The 20368-nt window shown below is 70.3% G+C and carries 15 protein-coding genes and 1 pseudogene; 9 read left to right on the forward strand and 7 right to left on the reverse strand.

Annotated features, from left to right (window positions below; translation table 11 throughout):
* Window positions 1-4: 4 nt before the first annotated feature.
* Complete coding sequence (locus ACQEV1_RS42110) at window positions 5-1072, reverse strand: hypothetical protein (protein WP_433402204.1); 1068 nt, start codon at window positions 1070-1072, stop codon at window positions 5-7.
* Between the two features lie 241 nt (window positions 1073-1313).
* Between ACQEV1_RS42110 and ACQEV1_RS42115 the strand changes: the two genes are divergently transcribed.
* The gene (locus ACQEV1_RS42115; RefSeq protein ID WP_433402206.1) at window positions 1314-6005 is read left to right on the forward strand and encodes a tetratricopeptide repeat protein; all 4692 of its coding nucleotides are present in this window, start codon (window positions 1314-1316) and stop codon (window positions 6003-6005) included.
* Between the two features lie 388 nt (window positions 6006-6393).
* Here ACQEV1_RS42115 and ACQEV1_RS42120 read toward each other — a convergent pair whose 3' ends face one another.
* The 3 genes from ACQEV1_RS42120 to ACQEV1_RS42130 form a co-directional block, all read right to left on the reverse strand.
* Entirely contained in the window at window positions 6394-7344 is a 951-nt protein-coding gene (locus tag ACQEV1_RS42120; RefSeq protein ID WP_433402208.1) for an SDR family NAD(P)-dependent oxidoreductase, read from the reverse strand.
* A gap of 41 nt (window positions 7345-7385) precedes the next feature.
* Window positions 7386-7976, reverse strand: a complete 591-nt coding sequence (locus ACQEV1_RS42125) for a TetR/AcrR family transcriptional regulator (protein WP_433402210.1) — start codon at window positions 7974-7976, stop codon at window positions 7386-7388.
* A gap of 523 nt (window positions 7977-8499) precedes the next feature.
* Window positions 8500-9099 carry a TetR/AcrR family transcriptional regulator gene (locus ACQEV1_RS42130; RefSeq protein ID WP_433402212.1) on the reverse strand — a complete coding sequence of 200 codons (600 nt, stop codon included), beginning with the start codon at window positions 9097-9099 and terminating at the stop codon, window positions 8500-8502.
* Window positions 9100-9196: 97 nt separating this feature from the next.
* On the opposite strand from ACQEV1_RS42130, the gene ACQEV1_RS42135 reads away from it, so the two are divergent.
* The 3 genes from ACQEV1_RS42135 to ACQEV1_RS42145 all read left to right on the forward strand — a co-directional run bounded on the left by ACQEV1_RS42135 (window position 9197) and on the right by ACQEV1_RS42145 (window position 12972).
* Window positions 9197-9922 (forward strand): SDR family oxidoreductase, encoded by a 726-nt coding sequence (locus ACQEV1_RS42135; RefSeq protein ID WP_433402214.1) that lies wholly within the window; start codon window positions 9197-9199, stop codon window positions 9920-9922.
* Between the two features lie 284 nt (window positions 9923-10206).
* Complete coding sequence (locus ACQEV1_RS42140; RefSeq protein WP_433402216.1) at window positions 10207-11394, forward strand: SGNH/GDSL hydrolase family protein; 1188 nt, start codon at window positions 10207-10209, stop codon at window positions 11392-11394.
* A gap of 24 nt (window positions 11395-11418) precedes the next feature.
* Window positions 11419-12972 (forward strand): FAD-dependent monooxygenase, encoded by a 1554-nt coding sequence (locus ACQEV1_RS42145; protein ID WP_433406072.1) that lies wholly within the window; start codon window positions 11419-11421, stop codon window positions 12970-12972.
* Window positions 12973-13002: 30 nt separating this feature from the next.
* Here ACQEV1_RS42145 and ACQEV1_RS42150 read toward each other — a convergent pair whose 3' ends face one another.
* Window positions 13003-13437: a winged helix-turn-helix transcriptional regulator gene (locus tag ACQEV1_RS42150; RefSeq protein WP_433402218.1), complete on the reverse strand. Its 435-nt coding sequence runs from the start codon at window positions 13435-13437 to the stop codon at window positions 13003-13005.
* 70 nt (window positions 13438-13507) lie between these two features.
* Here ACQEV1_RS42150 and ACQEV1_RS42155 point away from each other — a divergent pair, with 70 nt between their 5' ends.
* Entirely contained in the window at window positions 13508-14155 is a 648-nt protein-coding gene (locus ACQEV1_RS42155; RefSeq protein WP_433402220.1) for an NAD(P)-dependent oxidoreductase, read from the forward strand.
* A 135-nt stretch (window positions 14156-14290) separates the two neighbouring features.
* Window positions 14291-14718 (forward strand): annotated as a pseudogene (locus tag ACQEV1_RS42160) (transposase); the annotation flags it as partial.
* Window positions 14719-15039: 321 nt separating this feature from the next.
* Here ACQEV1_RS42160 and ACQEV1_RS42165 read toward each other — a convergent pair.
* Window positions 15040-15717, reverse strand: coding sequence for a response regulator transcription factor (locus ACQEV1_RS42165; protein ID WP_433402222.1), 678 nt, complete (start codon window positions 15715-15717; stop codon window positions 15040-15042).
* Window positions 15718-16905, reverse strand: a complete 1188-nt coding sequence (locus ACQEV1_RS42170; RefSeq protein WP_433402224.1) for a sensor histidine kinase — start codon at window positions 16903-16905, stop codon at window positions 15718-15720.
* A 273-nt stretch (window positions 16906-17178) separates the two neighbouring features.
* Here ACQEV1_RS42170 and ACQEV1_RS42175 point away from each other — a divergent pair, with 273 nt between their 5' ends.
* From ACQEV1_RS42175 to ACQEV1_RS42185, 3 genes are all read left to right on the forward strand, one after another.
* Window positions 17179-17400 carry a hypothetical protein gene (locus ACQEV1_RS42175; protein WP_433402226.1) on the forward strand — a complete coding sequence of 74 codons (222 nt, stop codon included), beginning with the start codon at window positions 17179-17181 and terminating at the stop codon, window positions 17398-17400.
* Window positions 17401-17519: 119 nt separating this feature from the next.
* Window positions 17520-18971 carry an alpha/beta hydrolase gene (locus tag ACQEV1_RS42180; RefSeq protein WP_433402228.1) on the forward strand — a complete coding sequence of 484 codons (1452 nt, stop codon included), beginning with the start codon at window positions 17520-17522 and terminating at the stop codon, window positions 18969-18971.
* 157 nt (window positions 18972-19128) lie between these two features.
* On the forward strand, window positions 19129-20052 hold the full coding sequence (locus tag ACQEV1_RS42185; RefSeq protein WP_433402230.1) for a lysostaphin resistance A-like protein: 924 nt from the start codon (window positions 19129-19131) through the stop codon (window positions 20050-20052).
* The last annotated feature ends 316 nt before the right edge of the window (window positions 20053-20368 follow it).

Here is a 20368-nt window from a genome sequence, read left to right on the forward strand (position 1 = left end):
CCCGTCACGCGTGCAGGCGGATGTGGATCGGACCGGGCCGGCGGCCAGGCGTCCATGACACCTTGCGCCCGCCGACCCGGAACGACCCCGTCGGGTGGAACCGCAGGGTGCCACTGCGGAAACCGGCCGGCACCGAGAAGTACAGCCGCGTGTCGGCCAGCGACGCCAAGGAGGCCGAATCCGCCGCGACAGCTGCCCCGACCTGCCCGTGGCCGCGCGCGGTTCCGCCACCGGTGAGATCCAAGGTGAAGCTGGCGCCGACGTCGAGGTCGTAGCCGAACGCCTTGGGCCCGACCGGCGGCGAGACCGCGGCCGCGTCGCCGTTGAGGCACAGCCAGGCCCTGCCCTTGCCCGCCCATCCCGCGCGGGGCAGGTACGGTTGCAGCGTGGCTTCCTTGGTGCTGACGCTCAGGCCGTAGGGGGCCCGGCCGACGATGCCGGACACGGACGCGTTGAACCCACTGCCCTTCGGCACCGGATAGTAACCGGCGATCGCGTCCGCGCCCCGCTTCCCGGTGGCGAGGTCGAGGCTCTGCGTGCGACCGGAGTCGGTCACCGCGAGCACCGGGTCACCCGCGGCCGGCACGCTCATCAGGATCGTGTTCTCGACGGCAAGGTCCGAGAAGCCGCCGGGCAGCCGAAGCGTCGTCCCACCGACCCGCAACTCGGCCCGCACCCCATCCGGTGAAACCTGTTTCATCGGGTCGTTCTCCAGCGCCGCCGTCACCTTGTGCCGCGCGGTGAGCAGCATCATGAAGCGATGGCCCGGAGCGGCACGCATCGGCCCGATGTCGCTGACCTGTTGCTCGAACCCGATCGCCTGGTCCTGCGTGAGCCGATCCGCGAAGGCGACCCGGTCGATCTGGAGCGAGTAGTGCGGGCCGACGAGCCGGGCGGAGTCCTCCGGAAAGCGGGCCACCGGAAGCGGGAAGGCGCTTCCGTCGCCGAACTCGGCATACGTGGGGGCGGCGACGCGTACGGGCCGCCCCGAGGACGACGGGCTCGATGTGCTCGCAGTACAACCCGCGATGAGCAGTGCGGACCCCAGGGAGAGGAGGACCCGAGATCCCATACGGATCGCACCTGGATTCGTGATCAGCATCGCTCTCCATTTACGCGATCCGTCCGGGAGTTCGCACCGCCCCGTAGGAAATCCTCTGAACGCCGCGTGATGCCATCGTTTCGGGCCAGAGCGAAAGGTCAGCACCTTCGTGATCCAGCCGTCGACCATGAACCAGACCTGTGCCGGGCCGCGTTGGCGTGTCGGGCCGTTCTGAGCGGCGGTCTCAGGACTATTGATCGAAGGGATCCATGTGACGACCGGATACGGAACGCCGGGAGAAGGAACGGCCGGAGGCGATGATGAACTCGCCGCGTTCATCCGCGATCCGGACGGCGCCTGGATCGAAGCAAGGTCCGACGAGGAGCTCGCCGATCTCGCCGAGCGTCTCGGCGGGTATTCGGACCGGCTGTCCGCCACCGGAAGCGCCGCCGAGGCGCTGTCGGCCTCCGGCACGGCGCTCAGGATCTATCGCGCACTGCTCGGCCCGGGGCGACCGCCTCGGCCGTTCGTCCTCGCCGGCCACGCCCGTGCGGTAGCACGCCAGGCACGGCTCCTCACCGCGGCGGACCCTACGGACGAGATCCAGCGGCTCACCGAACAGGCCGTCGCGATCCGGGAACGGGTCAAGGAGAGCGCGCACCGTCAGACCACGGTCGCCCGGCATCGGCTGGATCAGATGAGAGCGCGGCACGACGTCGTTCAGCGCTGGTCATGGCTTGAGAGCACCGTACGGAAGGCGAAGGAGGAGAGTGGGGCCGGTGCGCCGGCGATCGCGCGGCGGCTCGCCGCGCTGCCCGTTCCGTCTGACCCGCCACAGGTCGATCTCTCCGCAGCCAACGAGTTCGGCCAGGTCACGGCCGATGCGGCCCGGTCTATCCTGCTGGCGTACACCGGAGACGGCGGCGAGGAACACGCCGGGCGGGCCGGCGACGTCCTCGGGCGGATCGCACCGGCGCTGGTGCTGGCGGGTCGCTACGTCGCCGAGGTCGAGGACGTCGATCTCGGCACGTACGTCGTCAGGTACGAGGAGGCGGCGCCGAGGCTGTGGAACTCCGGGGTGCCGGCCGGCTGTCCCGAACCGGCGGCGCGCGCGTGCCTGCTCAGCCTGGAACACCTGGCGGCGCGGAGTGAGAGCGCCCGCGAGCTGCTCGAGCTGTGCGCCTGCCTGGCCGCCGACGCGGACATTCCGCTGGACCGCCTGCTCGCGGCGGCGGAGCCGCTGCCCCCGGCACTGCGTGCGGCGACGGACAACGACCTCGCCGCGGCGATCGGCGTGGCGACCGGGCTCGGGCTGCTCTCCCGCACCGGTGCCGCCACCGTCCGCGTCGATCCGCTGGTGCAGGCGATGGTGTGCGGATCGCTCGGCGATCGCGGGGACGCACTGCGCGAGACCGCCGGGCTGCTCCTGCTCGCGGCCTTCCCGCGGACCGACCCCCTACAGGGGGTCCAGCCTGAGGACGAGCCGGGAGCCACGGCGTTGGCTCCGCACATGGTGGCGCTCGTCGCCGCCCTCGGCGACACCGCCCCGCCGCTGAGCGCGATGCTCCTCGACGCGCTCGCCGCCCGCCACATCGCGCGCCGGGAGTTCGCGGAGGCCGAGCGGACCGCGGCGCGAGCACTCGCGATCAAGGAACGGGAGCTGCCGCCAGACTCCGGCCAGGCAGTCTCGGCTCTCGACCTGCTCGCCCGGATCCGCTGGGAGCTCGGCGACGTCACCGGCCGACGGGCCGCCCTGGACCGCTCCCTCGCGATCCAGGAGGCCAGGCTCGGCGGTAACGCGAGCGCCATCGCGCACCTCCTGCGTGGACACGCGGACTCTCTCATCGAACTCGGCGACCATCAGGGGGCACGCGCGGCACTGGAACGTGCCCGGGCGCTGCTGGAGGACGCACCCGACATCCGCCCGGAGACGTACCTGAAGATCCTCGACCGGATGGGCGGCCTCCTGGCCGAGCTGGACGACCGTACGGAGGCCATCGCGGTGCACCGGCGGGCGCTCGCCGTCCGCGACCGCCTCTTCGGCCCGGACGACCCGGAACTCCTGGACACTCTGCTGCCGCTGGCCGGACTTCTGCGGGAGGAGGGCGACCTCGCCGGAGCGGGAACGGTGCTGGAACGCGCCCTGGCCGTCCACGAGGCGTCCTTCGCCCCGGATCGCCCACGGGAGGCGATCGGGCGCGGCCTGCTGGACGTCACCGCCGCGCTCGGCGAACGCCCGGCCGCCCGCGCCGTCGCCGGGCGGCTACTCGACCTCTACACACCTCACCTCGGCTTCGACCACTCCGACTTCGCGGGCATCACCACCGCGCTGGTCGACTCCCTGGTCAGGCAGGGCGACGACGACATGGCGGCGACGGCCCTGGAGCGCATCGCCGCGGCGAAGGAGTCCGGCTACGGCCCGAAGCACCCTGAGGTCTTCGCATCGCTGGCCCGGCTGGCCGACGTCCAGCGCCGCCGAGGTGACCAGGCCGCGGTCGTCGCGGCCCTGGAACGGCTGGCCGAGGCCAAGGAGCAGCGCTACGGCGATCACGAGGCGGTGGCCGCCGTTCTGCTCGAACTCGGTGCGGCCAAGGCTTCGGCGGGCGATCTCGCCGCCGCGCTGCCGGTCCTCCAGCGCGCGCTCACGGTCACCACCCGGCTGCGCGGTCGCGGCCACCCGAAGACCGCCGGCTTCGCGGTCGAAATCGCGCTCGTCGTTCACCGCGCCGGGGATCTGGAGCGGGCGCGGACCCTGCTGGAGATGGCCGTCGGGCTCTGCGAGTCGGCCCACGGTCCCGACCACGCCGAGACACGGCGCGCCCGTGAGGCCCTCGCGGACGTGCTGGAACGGCTCGGCGACGCCACGGCGGCCGGGGCCCCAAGCCCCTCACCGGCCCAGGTCCGGGATGCGGAGCACGTCCCCGTCACGGACGCACCGACCCGCGAGGACCCGACGGAACGAGTCGAGAGGACCGGCGGTGGGCCGCCCTCCGGCGGCCGGCTGACCCCGGAAGACCTCGACGGGCTCGAACCCGGCTGGGTGGATCCGATCTCCAGCGAGGACCTGCGGGGTTTCGCTCGCCGACTGCAGGCGCTGGCCGCCGAACTCGAACGAGCGGGCCAGGTCGAGCAGGCGTTGCGGGCGACGACAGAGGCGGTCAGGGCAGAACGCCTGGTGGTCGCGCGGATGACCGACGGCGACCTCCAGAACCCCCAGAGCTGGCTGGCGTTCGCCAAGCTGACGGGACACCGGATCCGTCTGCTCAGGGCCACCGGCCGCGTCCAGGAGGTCGTGCACGCCGAAGCGGAGATGAGGACGCTCCACCGGCGCGTCTCGTCCTGGCTGCCGCGCCTCCAGGAGGAACACGCGCGGCGGGCGAGGAGGAACTCGGAGATCCTGCGGGAGCGGGCGAAACTGGTCACGCGGTTGGTGGAGCAGCGCGAGCTCGCCGACCGCAGAATCGTCTCCGTCACCCGCCGCATGACCGGCATCCCGACGCCGGAGACGCGGAGCCTGCCACCGCGGAGCCCGGGTCGCCCCGCCCACGACGAGCGGATCGAGGCGGCGTTCCGTACCTCCCGCGTCGTGACGGCCGTCAGGGACGCCGCCCTGACCTACGCGCGCACCGCCCCCCACTCCCTCGTCGGGTGGATCGATGCCGGGTCGCGGATCACCCTGCTCAACGACCTGTCCCGGCTGGCCGAACGGATCGGAGTCCGGTCCACCCTCCCCGAGGTGGCCGCCGAACTGGCCCGCCGTCCGGACTGGCTGCTGGTCTTCGCCGACGCGTCATCGGAGGAGCTCGCACACTTCACCGCCCTCAGCACCGGTAACGTCCTGATCGCCACGACCGGCGACAGCGCCGAGGCTCCCGACGACGCGCTGAGCCGGCTCACCGACCCCGCAGGTATCGAACTCCTGCGGATCTGTGCCTTCCTCTCCCCCGTCGCCGACATTCCGCTCGACCGGCTGACCGCCCCGATCGACCTGCTGCCCGACGCGCTGAGCGCCGCGGCCGAGTCCGACCCGGGCCTCGCCGGACCGCTCAGCGCGCTGACCCGGCTCGCCCTCCTGGCACGCGAGGGGACGGCCGCCCGCATCAGCCCGGCCGTCGCGGAGGCCGTCAAACGCGGCCTCACACCGGACGAGCTCCGGAACCGCCGCGAACAGGCCGCCATGCTGGTCCTGACCGGGTTGACCGGATCCCCGAATCGTGCCGCTCCGCTGGTGCCGCACGCGGCCGGGCTCGCCGATGAGACCGCCGCGAGCCACCCGATCCTGGCCATCATGCTCCTCGACCAGGTCGCCGCCCACCTCGTACGGCACAGGGAGCCCACCGCTGCGGCCGCCCTGCTGCGCCGGGCCCAGGGACTCCGCCGCGAGATCTACCCGTTCAAGGACCCCGAGACCACGAAGGCGGCCACACGCCTCGTCGCTCTGCTGCACGAGATCGGCGACCACGCCGCCGCCGCGGAAGAGATCGACCACCACGCGAAGACGCCGGACGGCGCGGTCTCCGAAGCGGCCGCGGAAGCCCTGCACGAAATGGCCGACCGCCTCCGCAGGAACGGTGACCGCTCCGCCGCCCAGAGCGTCGTGAAATGCGAGCTGGCCATCCGCGAAGAGCTCGGCCCCGACTCCGCCGAGGTCGCCGGCCTTCTCCGCGTCATGGCCACCGACTACCTGTGGCCGGCCGGAAGGAACGACGAGGCTGCGGCGGCGCTCGAACGATCAGTCCTGATCACCGAGACGCTCCACGGCCCGGACTCCCTCCAGGTCTATTACGTTCTGGGGGACCTCGCCCGGATCCTGACCGACGCCGGGGACGCGCACGCCGCCAAGCCGGTCCTGCGGCGCCGCCTCGCCATCATCGAAGCGATCCAAGGCCCCGGCGACATGGCCACCGAGCTCTGCCGCTCCCAGCTCGACGCCCTGGACAACTCCCCGGTGCCGCCGTCGTGACGGCATCCCACCGCGGTCACGAGCCGCAGGCCTGCTCGGGATGCTCGTTCGGGTAGTCGAACGGTGGCGGGCCAGGGCGTGCGCGAAAGAGTTCTCGCCCGTACGGACGGAACGCGCGAGCGAGCCGAAGCCGCGGTAGAAGATCCCGCCATAGAGCCGCGCGACGTCTCGGAGTGCTCCGGTCCGCGACGTCATGCCGAGCCCGGTGGTCGTGCACAGGGCCTGGGTGGTCCACGCGCCGGCCGGCACCTCGAACATCCGCCGCGTCGCGTCCTCGCCGACGGGCGGCTCCCGGCCACCGCCGACGTGCGGCCTACGCGGATCGAGCGGTTCGCCAAGGCCTTCGCCGGCTGGGCGGGCTGGTCCACGACCATGTCGCGGTCGGCGATTACCGATTCGTGGGTGCCGTGTCCACGGGAATGGTGGCGAGCAGCGCGCGGGTCTCGGCGACGACGCGGTCAGCGAAAGCGGGGTCACGGACTTGAGCGGAGCCGACCATCGGCTTGCCGTTCTCGTCGTAGTACACCCCGGTCCGATCCGACCCGTCGGTCAGTACGCCCGTAATCATCCGGGCGGCACGCTTCGGGGTGCTCCAGTACTTGATGAGGGGCGCGAGCGGCGCGGCGACGTACTTCGCCAGAAACCGGGCGGCGGCGTTCGCGTCGCGGCCGAGGCCGGTGCCCGGATTGAAGCCCGGTTCGACCGCGTTGAAGCGCAGCCGCGGAGTCTCACGCGCGAACGCGAGCACGGCTGCGAGGTTGCACTGCTTCGAGGTGGCGTAGGCGTCGAATCCGGCTTTGGACGAGCCGCCGGGCTGCCATGCGCCGCGCAAGCCGGCTTCTGCCGAGATGTAACGCCCGCCGCGGAAGCCGGCGGCGACCGCGGGCCTCCGCTCCGGATCCTCGACGCCCGAGCAGACGAACACGACGTTCGCACCGTCGGGAAGGTGTGGAATGAGCGCCTCCGTCAGTGCGAATGGTCCGAGGTGATTGGTCGTGAAGGCGAGATCCCACCCCTGTGCGGTCTGATCGGCGCGGGTCGGCATGATGCCCGCGTTGTTGAGCAGGCCGGCGATCGGAAGACCGAGCGCGACGATCCGTGCGGCCGCGCGCCGCACGCTCGCGATGTCGGAGAAGTCGCAGACCACCGATACCGCATGACCCTCGGGCCGGGCGTTGATCGCGGTTTCGACCTCTGCGAGCTTGTTCGGGTCGCGGCCCACCAGCACGACGGATCCGTGCTCGGCGAGCTCGAGTGCGGTGCGCCGGCCGATTCCGGACGTCGGCCCGGTGATGATCCACGTCCTGGCGGGCGATGTGCTGCGGCTGGAGTTCGGCACGTCGGTTCCCTCGCGGTGGAGATTATGGGAATGGATGGAGATCAGACGGCGGGCGCAGCGGAGGAGCCGGCCAGCACCCGCCAAATGGCGTCGAACGCGACACTGCCGCGGGCCTCGGCCTCGGCAGGCTCGCGGATCATCTCGTCGATCGTCGCCTCGGCGATCGCGTTCACCAGGGTCAGGACGAAGCCAAGCGGCACGTCCTGCATCGGCCCGTGGGCCCGGCTTCGTTCCAGCAGGTCGGCGATGCTGCTGAACGCCTGGCTCGCCGCCCGGTGGCTGTCGGCGGTGATGTCATCCGCCACTTGGAGCTGTGCGAGCGCCCGCCGCTTGTCCGGGTTGGCCGTCGCCCAGCGCCACCACTGCGTCCACATCTGGCGGACCTGCTCGCGAGGTCCGTCTCCGGCGCGGAGATCGGCGGTTGCCGCGGCGCCCATCTCCGTCTTCAGGGCGACGTAGAGCTCGTTCAGAAGCTCCACTTTCGTGTCGAAGTAGGTGAACAACGAGCCGTTGGAGACGTATGCCTCCTTCGCGATCGCCGCTGTGGCCGCCCCGAGCCCCTGGGACGCGATGACGCGGGTGGCCGCCTGCAGGATCGCGTTACGCCGATCCTCACTCCGTGGTCTGGGCATGCCCGGGACGGTATAAGAGAGTGTCTAGTCAGTCAAGATTGTGCCGGGAGGTCGAGCCCGTGGGCGTCCAGGCCCCGCACGGAAACCGGCGACACGGTGCGTCGCCGTCGACGCGTACTCGGGGCCGGCGATGATGGCCGGCTCCCGGTAGCCGAGTTCGGCGAGGTCCAGTGCCGTTGCGACGGCGAGTGGCCTCAACCTGGACGGCCGTCTGCTTCTCGCTGCCCATCCGAGGCTCCAGAGCCTGGGCAACGGTACGCGCGATCAAGAAAATGAACGACCCCGCCCGCCCAGCCCCATCAGCAGGTTCCTGTGGAAGCATCCGACCGCGCCAGCAGCGCGAGCCAACCGAGTACACGGAAGAAGATGGGATAGAAGAGTCGTAGCGCCACAAGACTCCTGTTCGTCGCAGACGTCGTCCGCCTGCCGTACAGGGAACGAGGCGGCCGGCTTGGTGACAGCGCGGCGGGGCGGTGGCGCCGTTATGGTGCGCAGTCCGTAAGCAGCGCTCATCCGGGAGCGGTCATCGCGTCACGGGCGGGGGCAGCGCGGCGAAGTCCACCGTGCCCAGGCTGGCGGCGAGCTCGGCGGCGGCCTCCCGGATGCGGGCCGGCAGGCCGATGTCGTCCGGCTGGTCGGTCCAGCGGTCGAACGCGGCGCGGAAGATGGCGACACCGACCTGCGCGAGCAGCGTCGCCTCCGATGCGGCGGTGCCCCGGTCTCGCAAGGCGTCCGCCACCGCCTCGGTCGCGGCCGCGAACTTGGTCCGCCCCCGTTCCTGCAGTTCCGGGCTGGCCTGGACGACCGCGCGCCGTTGTACGGCTAGCGGGGCCTGGTCGGCCAGCCCGCCGGCCACGTCCACGAGACCGGTCAGGAGTGCCTCGAAGGGCGAGAGGGTGTCGTCGGCGTGCCGGATGGACCGGGCGAGGACGGCCGGAAGTTGTTCGGATCCGGCAAACAGGACGTCCCGCTTGTCGGTGAAGTAACGGGAGAACGTGCGCCGGGTCAGCCCGGCCCGCTCGGTGATCTGCGCGACGGTGACGTTCTCGTATCCATGCTCAAGGAACAGCTCCAGCGCCGCCTCGCGGAGGCGGTCTTCGGCACACGGGTCCCATCGCGGCATGGCCACCATCCTAGCGGTGATGTCTCAGTGAGACATCACCGCTGCTATGGTGATGACTCACTGAGACATCAGCGTTCGAGGCAGAGGAGTAGACGCCATGGCTCTTTCAGGTCAGCGCATCGTCATCATCGGCGGCAGTTCAGGAATGGGGCTGGCCACGGCCCGCGCCGCGGCGGCGGCCGGGGCGGCGGTCACGATCGCCTCAAGCGACCAGGGGCGCCTGAAGTCCGCACTCGCGCAGCTGCCGGACACCTGTGAGGGGGTGGTCGTCAACACCCGCGACGAGACGAGCGTCGCCGCACTGTTCGACCGCGTCGGCGAGCTCGACCACCTGGTTTACACGGCGGGTGACGCGGTGCGTCCACAGCCGCTGGCAGTCCTGCCGCTCGACGCCGCCCGGAAGCTGTTGGAGGTCCGCTTCTGGGGAACGGTCGCCGCGGTCAAGCACGCGGCAGGACGCGTCCGTGATGGGGGTTCGATCGTGCTGACGTCCGGGACGGTCGCCGTCCGCCCCGCACCCGGTACGGCGCTCGCGGCCGGTGCCGCCGCCGCCACAGAGGGCCTGACACGAGGGCTGGCCGCCGAGCTCGCCCCGATCCGCGTCAACGCGGTCCGGGCGGGAGCGATTCGCACGCCGCTGTGGGACCCGGTTCCGGAGCCGCAGCGTGCCGCGCTGTTCTCGACCCTCGCTGATCAGACGCTCACCAAGTCGATCGGGGAAGCGGACCAGATCGCCGCGGCGCACCTGTACCTGATGGAGAACCACTTCGTCACCGGAACCATCCTCACCGTTGACGGAGGCGCCACCCTCGCCGGGAACTAGCCCGCTCACCGTGCCGCCCAGGAAACCAGGGACGGCATGGTCGCGAGTTGAAGCCGTGCCTCACGAAACCAGCCCCGTGAGGCACGGCGACGGACCTTAAAGCGCCGAGCAGCGTGATGCGAGGCCGCGCATCCCTGTCCCTCTCCCGATCTTCGCGTGCGTACCCGCGAGTCCCCGGCTCGGGGGTAAGGCCAACAGCCGCGTGTGAGCGCCGTGTGCGCTCCGTGTGAGCGGTCCGCGTCAGCCTTTGCGTGGCTCAACGAACACGAGGGAGAGGAACACTGATGAACACAGACGGCTGGGTCCGGACCTGGGGCGCCTCGCCTCAGATGGCCCCGGGTGTGCTCGGCTCGCTCGAGACCTGTCCGGCCTTCACCGACGTGACGCTGCGCCAAGTGGTGCGCATCAGCGGCGGCGGGCGTCAGCTACGTATCCGCATGACCAACGAGTTCGGGACCACGCCCCTTGACATCGGCGCGGCGCACGTGGGCCTCGCGACGCCCGGCGGCGGGGTTCGGCCGGGCAGCGGCCGGGCGTTGACCTTCGCCGGCAGGCCGACGGCCACCGTCGCGACGGGCGCGCTGATCCTCAGCGATCCGGTTGACCTGCCCGTGCCCGCCCTCGCCCGGCTGTCCATCGACCTCTACCTGCCGCGACGCGTGGCGAGCTGCACCTGCCACGACCCGGCGCTGGATACCGGCTGGATGATCCCCGGGGACGTCGTGGCCGCACCCGCCCTTCCCGAGAACGCCGGGTCGCTGCCGGTGCGGGCGCTGATCTCGGCGGTGGAGGTGCTTCCCGACTCCCCGGCCGAGGCCATCGTCGTGTTGGGCGACTCCCGAGTCGACGGGATCGGCTCGACCCCTGACGCCAACCAGAGCTGGCCGGACCTGCTCGCCGAGCGTCTCCTCGAGCGGGGCGGGGCCGCCGTCTACGTCTCCAACCAGGGCATCAGCGGTAATCGGATGCTGAACGACGGCCTCGGCACCTCCGCCCTGGCCCGGTTCGACCGCGACGTGCTGGCGACGCCGGGCCTCGGCCACGTGGTGGTGTCCGCAGGCGGCAACGACATCGCCATCTCCTTCGCCCCACGTGACGATGGCGGTCCGCCGGCCGGGTTCCTGACGAGATTCCCCGGTGAACCGGTGACCACGGACGAAATCATCGCGGGGTACCGCCGGCTGATCGCCCGCGCGCACGAACGCGGCGTGAAGATCCACGCCACCACGGTGCCGCCCTACGAGGACTCGGAGACCTTCTCGCCCGCGGGCGAGCGCGCACGCCTGGCGGTCAACGCCTGGATCCGCACCAGCGGCGCCTTCGACGGGGTGATGGATTTCGACGCCATGTGGCGCGACCCGGCCCGCCCCAGCCGGATCAAGGACGGCTTCCACATGGGCGACTACACGCACGGCAACGACGCAGGCTACCGAGCGCTGGCGGAGTCCATCGACCTGTCGCTGTTCGGGTGAGGGGAGTTTCTCGTGCATGACGTAGTGATCGTCGGCGCCGGCCCGGTCGGCCTGTTCCTCGCCTGCGAGCTCGGCCTCACGGGCTGCTCCGTCCTGGTGATCGAGCGGGACCCCGAGCCCCGCTCCCCGTGGAAGGCGATCCCGCTGGGGATGCGCGGCCTGTCCGCCGCGTCGGTCGGGGCGTTCTACCGCCGCGGGATGCGGCAGCCGCTGCTGACGGCGTCGGGCGTCCGCGACGATCCCGGTGCGAACTCCGATACGGACGAGCCGCCGCCTCCTCGTGGCGTGGGCCATTTCGCCGGCATGATGCTCGACCCGGCCGACGTCGAGGTCGCCGCCCTTCCGTTCCGGCTTCCCGGCCCGGCTCTGGACGGCATGATGTCGAGCCTCGAAGCGGTCGAGACGGTGCTCGCCGAGCGGGCGTCCGAGCTCGGCGTGGAGATCAGGCGCGGAGTCCCGGTCTCGGCCATCGCGCAGGACGACGAGTGCGTGGTCGCTCGAGCAGGCGAGCACGAGTACGCTGCGCGCTGGCTGGTCGGCTGCGACGGCGGACGCAGCGTGGTGCACGGGCTCGCCGGCTTCGAGTTCGTCGGCACCGAACCGCAGTTCACCGGCTACGCGGCGCTCGTCACCATCGCCGATCCGGAGAAGCTGCCCCCCGGGTTCAACCTGACGCCGACGGGCATGTACCTCCGGACGCCCTTCGAGGGACACCTCGGCCTGATGGACTTCGACGGCGGCGCGTTCGATCGCTCGCAACCGCCGACCCTGGACCATCTCCAGGCGGTTCTGCGCCGTGTATCCGGCACCGACGTGACGCTGAGCGCCGTCCATCTCGCCTCAACCTTCACCGATCGGGCGAAGCAGACGACGACGTACCGGCAGGGGCGCGTGCTGCTCGCGGGCGACGCCGCCCACATCCACTCGCCCCTCGGAGCGCAGGGTCTCAACACCGGCATCGGCGACGCCGTGAACCTGGGCTGGAAGCTCGCGGCGACCGTGCACGGGTACGCCCCCGACGGGCTTCTCGACACCTACACCCGCGAGCGCCACCCGATCGGCGCCCGGGTGCTCGACTGGACGCGCGCCCAAACGGCGATCATGAAGCCGGACCCGCACGCCCAGGCGATCCAGAGCCTGGTTCGAGACCTGATCGGAACCCGTGACGGAACGACCTACATGTACGAACGAATATCGGGATCGTCGAACCGCTACGACCTCGGAAGCGAGCATCCACTGGTCGGCCGCGACGCTCCGGACTTCCATCTCGAGGACGGCACTCGCCTCGGCGAGCTGATGCGAGAGGGACGAGGCGTCACGCTCGACTTCAGCCCCGACCGGAGCCTACGCGGTTCAGCCATGAGCTGGGAGAGCCGGATTCGGTATACGAGCGGGCAGGCCAGAAACGACCTCGGATTGGGTGCCGTGCTCGTCCGGCCGGACGGCATCGTCGCCTGGGTAGGTGATCGCACCACCCCTGATCACAACGAATTCGAACGGGCCGCGAGCAGTTTGTTCGGCAGTTCGGAGATCGAAAAACGAGCCGGTGTCAGATCCCCTGTCGGCCCGGGTTCCTGATCGGCAGCAGATAGCACCGTTATCGCAGCGTCATGTCTCGCGGTCCGCGGAGTTGGACGGAGGTTGTTCCGCGTGGTCGTAGGCTTCCTGAGACGCCGACACCTCGCCGAGGTGCGCGATCGCCCATTCCTCCAGCGCGCGCAGCGGTTCGCGCAGAGTGCGGCCCGCCTCGGTCAGCGCGTACTCGACGCGGACCGGAACCTCGGGGTGGACCGTACGGCGTACGAGCCCGTCCCGTTCCAGTCCCCGGAGAGTCTGGGTGAGCATCTTCTGCGAGATGCCCTCAATACGTCGGCGCAGCTCCGAGAACCGGACACTGCCGTCCCACAGGGCGCCCACGATGAGCACCGTCCAACGGTCGCCGATGCGATCCAGGATATGGCGGGTCGGACAGTCCGCACGATAGGGGCTGCCGCGGAGCACCGACTCGGCGTGAGTGGTTACCACAAAGTGCCTTCTTCCCATCAGAGAGCTGCGCTCCTACGGTAACCACAGGGCGTCACCTGACGCCATCCGTCCCGGAGAAAGGCACCTCGTGTTCCGTATCACCGTAATCGGCGGCACCGGCTACGCCGGTTCGGCCATCGTCGCGGAGGCCGCCGCTCGCGGCCACCAGGTCACCGCGCTGAGCCGCTCGCTCCCCGACACACCGATCCCGGACGTGGACTATGTCCAGGGCGACGCCGCCGACGAGACGACTCTCTCAGCGTCCATGGAGGGCGCGGATGTCGTCGTGGCCGCACTCGCGCCACGCGGCCCGCTGGCCGTCACCTTCCGCGACGTCTACCGCACCATCGCGCGTCTGGCCGATGCCGCGGGCCTACCCCTGTACGTCGTCGGCGGCTACTCCTCCCTGCGCCCCGCCCCGGGGGCGGCCCGCTTCGTCACCGACCTCAGCCACATCCCCGCAGAGCTCCACGACGAGATCCGCGCCGGAGCCGCGCTCATCATCGAGGACCTCCCGGCCACGTCCCCGACCCTCGACTGGGTCTTCGTGAGCCCGGCGCTCAGGTTCGGCGCACATATGCCCGGCGAACGACTCGGCCGTTACCGGATCGGCGACGACGTCGCGGTTCAGCCGGAAGACGGCGGCGCGATCTCCGCCGCGGACTACGCCCTCGGGTTCGTCGATCTGATCGAGAAAGGCGACCACCACAGGGCACAGGTCAACCTCGGCCACTAGTAGTGCTTGTCACGTTTGTGATCTTGGTGGCGATGATCTTGTCTGAGGTCTAGGGAGGTTGCCGCGGTCGGATCAGCGTGCCACCGGTGGATTGTATGTGGGGGGTTTGTTGCTGGACGGGCAGCGTAAGTCGATCCGAAGTGGCGGTTGGCGATCGAGATGCTGGACGAACTGCGCGGCTGGGGCTTGGAGGCACCGGTGATCTGCGCGGACGCCGGTTACGGCGACAACGCCTTGTTCCGGGCCGCGCTGGCCGAGCGTGGCTTGGGTTACATCGTTCAGGTCAAGGGCAGCCGCACCGCTCACGGCGCCGACGCCGTCCTGAGCTGCTGCCCTCCAAGGGTAAGGGCTGGCGTGGCCTGCCGCGTTATCGCACCAGGCCGGTCTCGTTGCGGGAGCATGTGCTGGCCGCCGGCCGCACCAGCGCTCAGCGGATCTGCTGGCGCCAAGGTTCCAAAGGCGAGTTGGCCGGTGACTTCATCGCGCTGCGCGTCCGCCCCGCCGGACGCAAGCCCCGCCATGCCGATGACGGCACCTTGGCGCAGGCCTGGCTGATCGCCCAGTGACCGGTGCTGGAGCGGTACCAGAGACGGACCGCCCGCCTGGCCATCCAGGTCACAGCGGTGGTACGGGAGTTAGCGCCCGCGTGTTGCCCCGCGCTGGGAGTGCGGATCCCCCATGCCGCGTTGCGGGCGCTGCTGCGGATCCCGCTTCCGCTGGTGGCGACGCCGCGGGTACTGAGCGTGGACGACTTCTCGCTGCGGCGCTGTCGCACCTACGCCCGCTCTGGGGCGAGGCGCGTCCGACAGAACGCCCAGGCGAGCGGTGGAGTGACCGGCCGGTGCGTGGCGACCCGCTCGAGGGTCACCTCGTCGCGGGGTCCGTCATTCCTCCGCGTCGCGGACCAGGAGCGCGATCTGTACCCGGTTCTCGACCGCCAGCTTGGCGAACAGGGCGCTCGTGTGCGCCTTGACGGTCGCGATGCTGATGTGCAGCCTTTGGGCGATCTCCGGGTTGCCCAGCCCGTCCGCGATGGCCTGGGCGGTTTCGAGTTCTCGTTCGGTCAGCGCGGCCAGCTGTTTCCGTGCGGCTTCGCGGGACGAGTCGCGAGCGTAGGAGGACCGTGGACCGGTGGCCGCGGCGATCACACGTGCCGTGGCCGCTGGAGACAGTACGGGGTTGCCCTCCGCGACGGTCCGCACCGCATCGAGAATCCGCGGCGGTGGGGTGTCCTTGAGGACGAACCCGAGTGCGCCTGCGTCCAGCGCGCCGAGCACCAGAGCATCGGAGTCGAACGTGGTCAGCATGAGCACCCGGGGTGGCGCCCGGCGGGTGAGGATTTCCCGGGTCGCGCTGAGACCGTCACGGCCGGGCATCCGCACGTCCATCAGCACGACGTCCGGCCGCTGCTCATCCACCGCGGTGATCGCGGCGTCCCCGTCGGCGGCCTCCGCGACGACGGTCAGGTCCGGTTCGCCGTCGATGACAAGCCGCAGCACCCCGCGCACCAGCTGGTCGTCGTCGACGATGACGACGCGCACCGGCTCCCGCTCGCTGTCCACTCATGTTCTCTTTTCGTGGGTGGGGTTCGGCCAGGGTAGTCGTGCGGTGAGGACATATCCGTTGTCGGGTGTGGGGTGATGGTCGAGTGTTCCGCCGGCGAGAGTGATTCGTTCACCGAGGCCGAGCAGGCCGAATCCCGACGCCGGCGGTCGCACGTTTTTCGTGCTGGCTGGGGAGTTGCGGACACTGACCTCCAGTTCGCCGCCTTCTGTTCCTTCGAGGGTGATGTGTATGCGTGCGCCCGGGGCGTGTTTGGCGGCGTTCGTCAGTCCTTCTTGGACGATCCGGTAGCAGGTTCGCCCTACGACGTCGGGCGGATCTGCCGTCATGCTGGTGGTGAGTGTGACGTCCAGTCCGGATGCGCGGGCGTCGGCTGCCAGTTCGGGGATGCGGTCGAGGGAGGGCTGTGGTGGTTCCGGGCGGGTCGGGTCGGCCCGCAGCACACCGAGGACATCCCGTAGTTCCTCCAGGGCTTGATGGGAGCCGTCGGCGATGGAGCGGACCAGCACGCGGTTCTCCTCCGCTGTGAGGTCGCCGCGGTGGTCCAGCAACCCGGCCTGCATGGCGACCAGGGAGATCCGGTGCGCGAGCACGTCGTGCATCTCGCGCGCGATCCGGTTGCGTTCCAGGGCCCGTGCCTGCGCCGCTCGCGCGGTCTGTTCCCGTTCCGCGCTCTCCGCCCGGTCCCGCAGGGACCGCACTTCGACACGCCGCGCGCCGATGGCCATGCCCATGGCCGCCGCGATGCCCGCGGTCAGTGCCGAGAACGCGAGCGGGACCCACCAAGGGCCGGACGGGCTCGGGCCCCGGACCGGGTTGAGCCCGACGGCGAACTGTGCCGCGGTCACGTAGGCCAGCCCGACGACCCCGATCTCCAGCGGACGGCGACGGGTGGAGACCGAACCCAGCGCCACGAGCGCGGCGCCGGTGGCGAGTGCCGACGCGGTCGACGCGATCGCGACCGTCGTGGTGACGGCGAGCGGGAACCGCCGCCGCCACACGAGCGCCGTCAAGCAGCCGAGCGCCACCAGCGGATCACCGATCAGGAACCAGGAGCCCGTTCCGGCCGCCTGTCCCTTCAGCAGCACACCGGTGGCGAGCCAGACCGGTATGCCCACTGCCGCGGCCGCCGCCAGCCGCCAGGTCTGCGGCCACCACCCGAGCAATGGTGCGACGTCCGTGTTCACCTGGTCATTATCGCGACACCGTATGTCCGGTGAGTCAGACCGAGGGCTGATACGCCCCGGACCAAAGTCGAATGACCGTCTCGCCTGTGGTCGAAGGCCTTTCGAGCCGTCTCGCCTGTGGTCAAAGGCCTTTCGAGCCGTCGGGCTGATGTGGAGGCCGCGCCGCACGGACAGACTCGTTCACGTGCCGAGACAACCGGACACGAGACGAAGAAGCGCGATGCGCGAGGGTGGCTTCGGAGCCCTTGAGGCGGTGGGGATGGTGATCACGGCTTGGCCGCCCAAGCGGTGATCCGCGGTCTGCTCAACCGGGACTCCGAGTTGCTGTGGGGCATCTTCGACTGGGTCCCGGGCGGCCTTGCCGGCCGGATGGCTCTTCTCGGATCCATCGCGCTCGTCGCGATGGTGCTCGGTGGCTGGGCACACACCCACCGGGAACCGGACGCCGGGTGGGCCGGTGATTCCGGAGAAATCCGCTGCCGAGAAACGGCCTGACGCGATCCGGCACGCGGCCAGGTCCTGTCCGGCCGGCCTCCACGGGCCGGCAGGACCGGCGGCGGGCGTTCCGAGCCCTCGTTCCGGCATCCCCATGCGCCCCTTCAGGAGGACATCAGATGCGCAGAACCCTCTCCCTCGCCCTTGCCGCCACCGCGGTGGCGGTGACCGCGATTCCGGGAGTTTCATTGGCGACGACGCCGGACACCGTGCGGTGGGGCCCGTGCCCGGAGGACATCGCCTCACCCCGTCTCGAGTGCTCGACGCTCGAAGTCCCCCTGGACTACCGGGATCCCGCCGGTCGGCAGATCGAGATGGCGATCTCGCGGCTGGCGAGCGAGAACCCCTCGCAGCGCCGCGGCGTGCTGCTGACCAATCCAGGCGGCCCCGGCGGTACGGGACTCGACTACCCGGCCCTTCTCGCCGGCTCAGGACTGCCCCAGAAGGTGCTGGACTCCTACGACATGATCGGTTTCGACCCACGCGGCGTCGGCCACAGCGCGCCGGTGACCTGCGATCTGACGCCGGAACAGCAGGCACGCCGCAACTTCCCGCCGTACGCGCACAACGCGGCCGATGTCGCGCGGGAGGCGAGGTACGCGCGGACCATCGCCGAGCAGTGCGCCACCTCGCGGACGGCGTGGATGCTGCCGTACACCACCACCGCGAACACCGCGCGCGACATGGACCGGATCCGGGTGGCGCTGGGCGAGCCGAAGCTCTCGTACCTCGGTCATTCGTACGGCACCTACCTCGGTGCGGTGTACACGACGATGTTCCCCGAGCGCGGCGACCGGGTCGTGCTCGACAGCAACCTGGGCCCGGGCGGTTACGACGTCACGGCCATGCGGTTGTTCGCCCGTGGAATGGAGGACCGGTTCCCGGACTTCGCGGCGTTCGCGGCCGCGCGTCCCGAGTACGGTCTGGGCACCACGCCGGAGCAGGTGACCGCGAAGTTCTTCGACCTCGCGAAGCGGTTGGAGGCGAAGCCGGTCCAGGGCATCGACGGGACGTTGTTCCGCGGGCTCACGTTCGAGTACCTCTACAGCGATGCGACCATGCCCCTGCTGGCCGCCAGTTGGCAAGCACTCGAGAAGGACCGGCCTCTGCCCACACTGCCGTTGCCGGAGAACATCGAGAACAGCATGGCCTCCCGCTTTTCAGTGATATGCAGTGATACACGCTGGCCGGGGAGGGTCCAGGACTATCAGCGCAACGTCGCGGTCGACCGGCTGAAGTACCCGATGCTGGGCGGGTCCACGGCCAGCATCGGACCATGCGCGTTCTGGCCGGACGAGCGGATCGAACCGCCGGTGCGCATCGGTGACCGGGGCCCGTCGAACGTGCTCATGGTGCAGAACGAACGCGACCCGGGGACACCGCTGGCCGGCGCCCAGAAGCTGCGGAACGCGTTCGGGAAGCGGGCCACGATGGTGACGGCCGACCAGGGCGGGCACGGCGTCTATCCGTTCGGCCCCAACACGTGCGCGAAGGACGCGGTGACGGCATTCCTGACCACTGGGCAACGCCCGCCGCAGGACCTCGCCTGCGCGGCGGAGCCGAGCGAGTAACGGGAACCGGGACAGGTTCAAAGAGTGGCGGCGTCGTCCGGCGATGCCGCCGGGGAACGAGGGCTCAGGGTTCTTCCCTTCTGCCCCTTCATCCGTGGCCGGATGCCGAGTCCGATACGTCACGAGCCGATAATCAGGAAAGGGATTGAGGCTCCTCATGAACTCGCAGACCAACCCCAGCGCACCGGACGCCGTTGACCCTGGAACAACGGCACGGGCGCTGGATGACACGCGTCCCTTCGGTACGCACATTCGGCTGGCGTGGTGGAAGTCGCTGATCGTCATCGTCGCGATCCCGGTGATGCTGCTCGTACTTCAGCTAGGGCTCTATCTGCTGGCCGGCCTCGTCGGCGGCGACGATGATCCCCTCGAGTCGACGCTCACTCCGCTCAAGCTCTTGGCGGCCAACATCAGCACTGTCCTGACGGCGTTGCTTGTCCTGGCACTCTTCTCCTCGTTCGCGAGGGTGCCGTGGCGCCGCGTCTTCAGCTCGCCTCGGCGCTTCGATCAGCGGCGTCTCGTGACCTATTTCGCGGGCTCCGCCGTGCTCGTCGGCGCAGGTACCGCTGTCGTGGCGGTCGTGGCACCCGACGCTCCGGGGTGGGTCGGATTCGGTGTCAGCGGCACCACCGTGGCGATGCTGGTGGTCGTGTTTCTCACCACTCCGCTCCAGTCGGCCGGCGAGGAGATCATGTTCCGGGGCATGGCACTCCCGGCCGCTGGTTCGTGGTTCAGTGCAGTGCGACCGGCGTTCATCGCCGGGCTCGTTGTCTCGAGCCTCTCATTCGCCGCCCTGCATGGGGCCGGAGATCCCTGGCTCATCAGCTACTACGTGTTCCTCTCAGTCTGCACGGCGCTCATGGGATTGATCACTCGCGGCCTTGAGGCCGCGACGGGGTTCCACATCGCGAACAACCTGGTCACGACGACCGTGAACGTGCTCATGGCCGGGGGCGGCGCTCTTGTTGTCGATCGCCGTGAAGGCGCGGGTGGCGGTCCCACGCTAATCGTTCTGGCCGTCGTGAACGTGGCCGTACTCGTGTTCGTCTGGCTTCGCGAGCGAGCACACCGCGCCAGATGACCTGCTCCCCCGCACGCGAAGCGACCCTCCGGGTGGTCCCGCTCGCATGAGCCCTCCGCTCCACGCGATCATCGTCGGCGGATCACTCGCCGCCTCGCCACCTCACAAGCGCTTGCCGGCCGCGGGCTCAGAGTGACCGTCCTCGAGCGGGCCGGGCGCACACCCCCGACAGCGTGATGCGCGGCGCCGTGCTCATCGGCTACCCGCTCGAAGGGAGTCGTCGACCTGGCCGGAGTCGTGGCGGGCGGCCATTGGCGCATCGATCGATCGTCGCGCTGTCGCGGGCATACCCATCGCCGAGTACGTTCCGATACCC

The organism is Actinoallomurus sp. CA-142502 (assembly GCF_050936355.1).
In the GTDB taxonomy this organism is placed as follows: Bacteria; Actinomycetota; Actinomycetes; order Streptosporangiales; family Streptosporangiaceae; genus Actinoallomurus; species Actinoallomurus iriomotensis.

Bases quoted from the DNA above. Each gene is read 5' to 3' on its own strand.
- ACQEV1_RS42110 (WP_433402204.1), bottom strand. From the start codon at position 1,072: ATGGGATCTCGGGTCCTCCTCTCCCTGGGGTCCGCACTGCTCATCGCG.
- ACQEV1_RS42125 (WP_433402210.1), bottom strand. From the start codon at position 7,976: ATGCCCAGACCACGGAGTGAGGATCGGCGTAACGCGATCCTGCAGGCG.
- ACQEV1_RS42130 (WP_433402212.1), bottom strand. From the start codon at position 9,099: ATGCCGCGATGGGACCCGTGTGCCGAAGACCGCCTCCGCGAGGCGGCG.
- ACQEV1_RS42135 (WP_433402214.1), top strand. From the start codon at position 9,197: ATGGCTCTTTCAGGTCAGCGCATCGTCATCATCGGCGGCAGTTCAGGA.
- ACQEV1_RS42140 (WP_433402216.1), top strand. From the start codon at position 10,207: ATGAACACAGACGGCTGGGTCCGGACCTGGGGCGCCTCGCCTCAGATG.
- ACQEV1_RS42150 (WP_433402218.1), bottom strand. From the start codon at position 13,437: ATGGGAAGAAGGCACTTTGTGGTAACCACTCACGCCGAGTCGGTGCTC.
- ACQEV1_RS42180 (WP_433402228.1), top strand. From the start codon at position 17,520: ATGCGCAGAACCCTCTCCCTCGCCCTTGCCGCCACCGCGGTGGCGGTG.
- ACQEV1_RS42185 (WP_433402230.1), top strand. From the start codon at position 19,129: ATGAACTCGCAGACCAACCCCAGCGCACCGGACGCCGTTGACCCTGGA.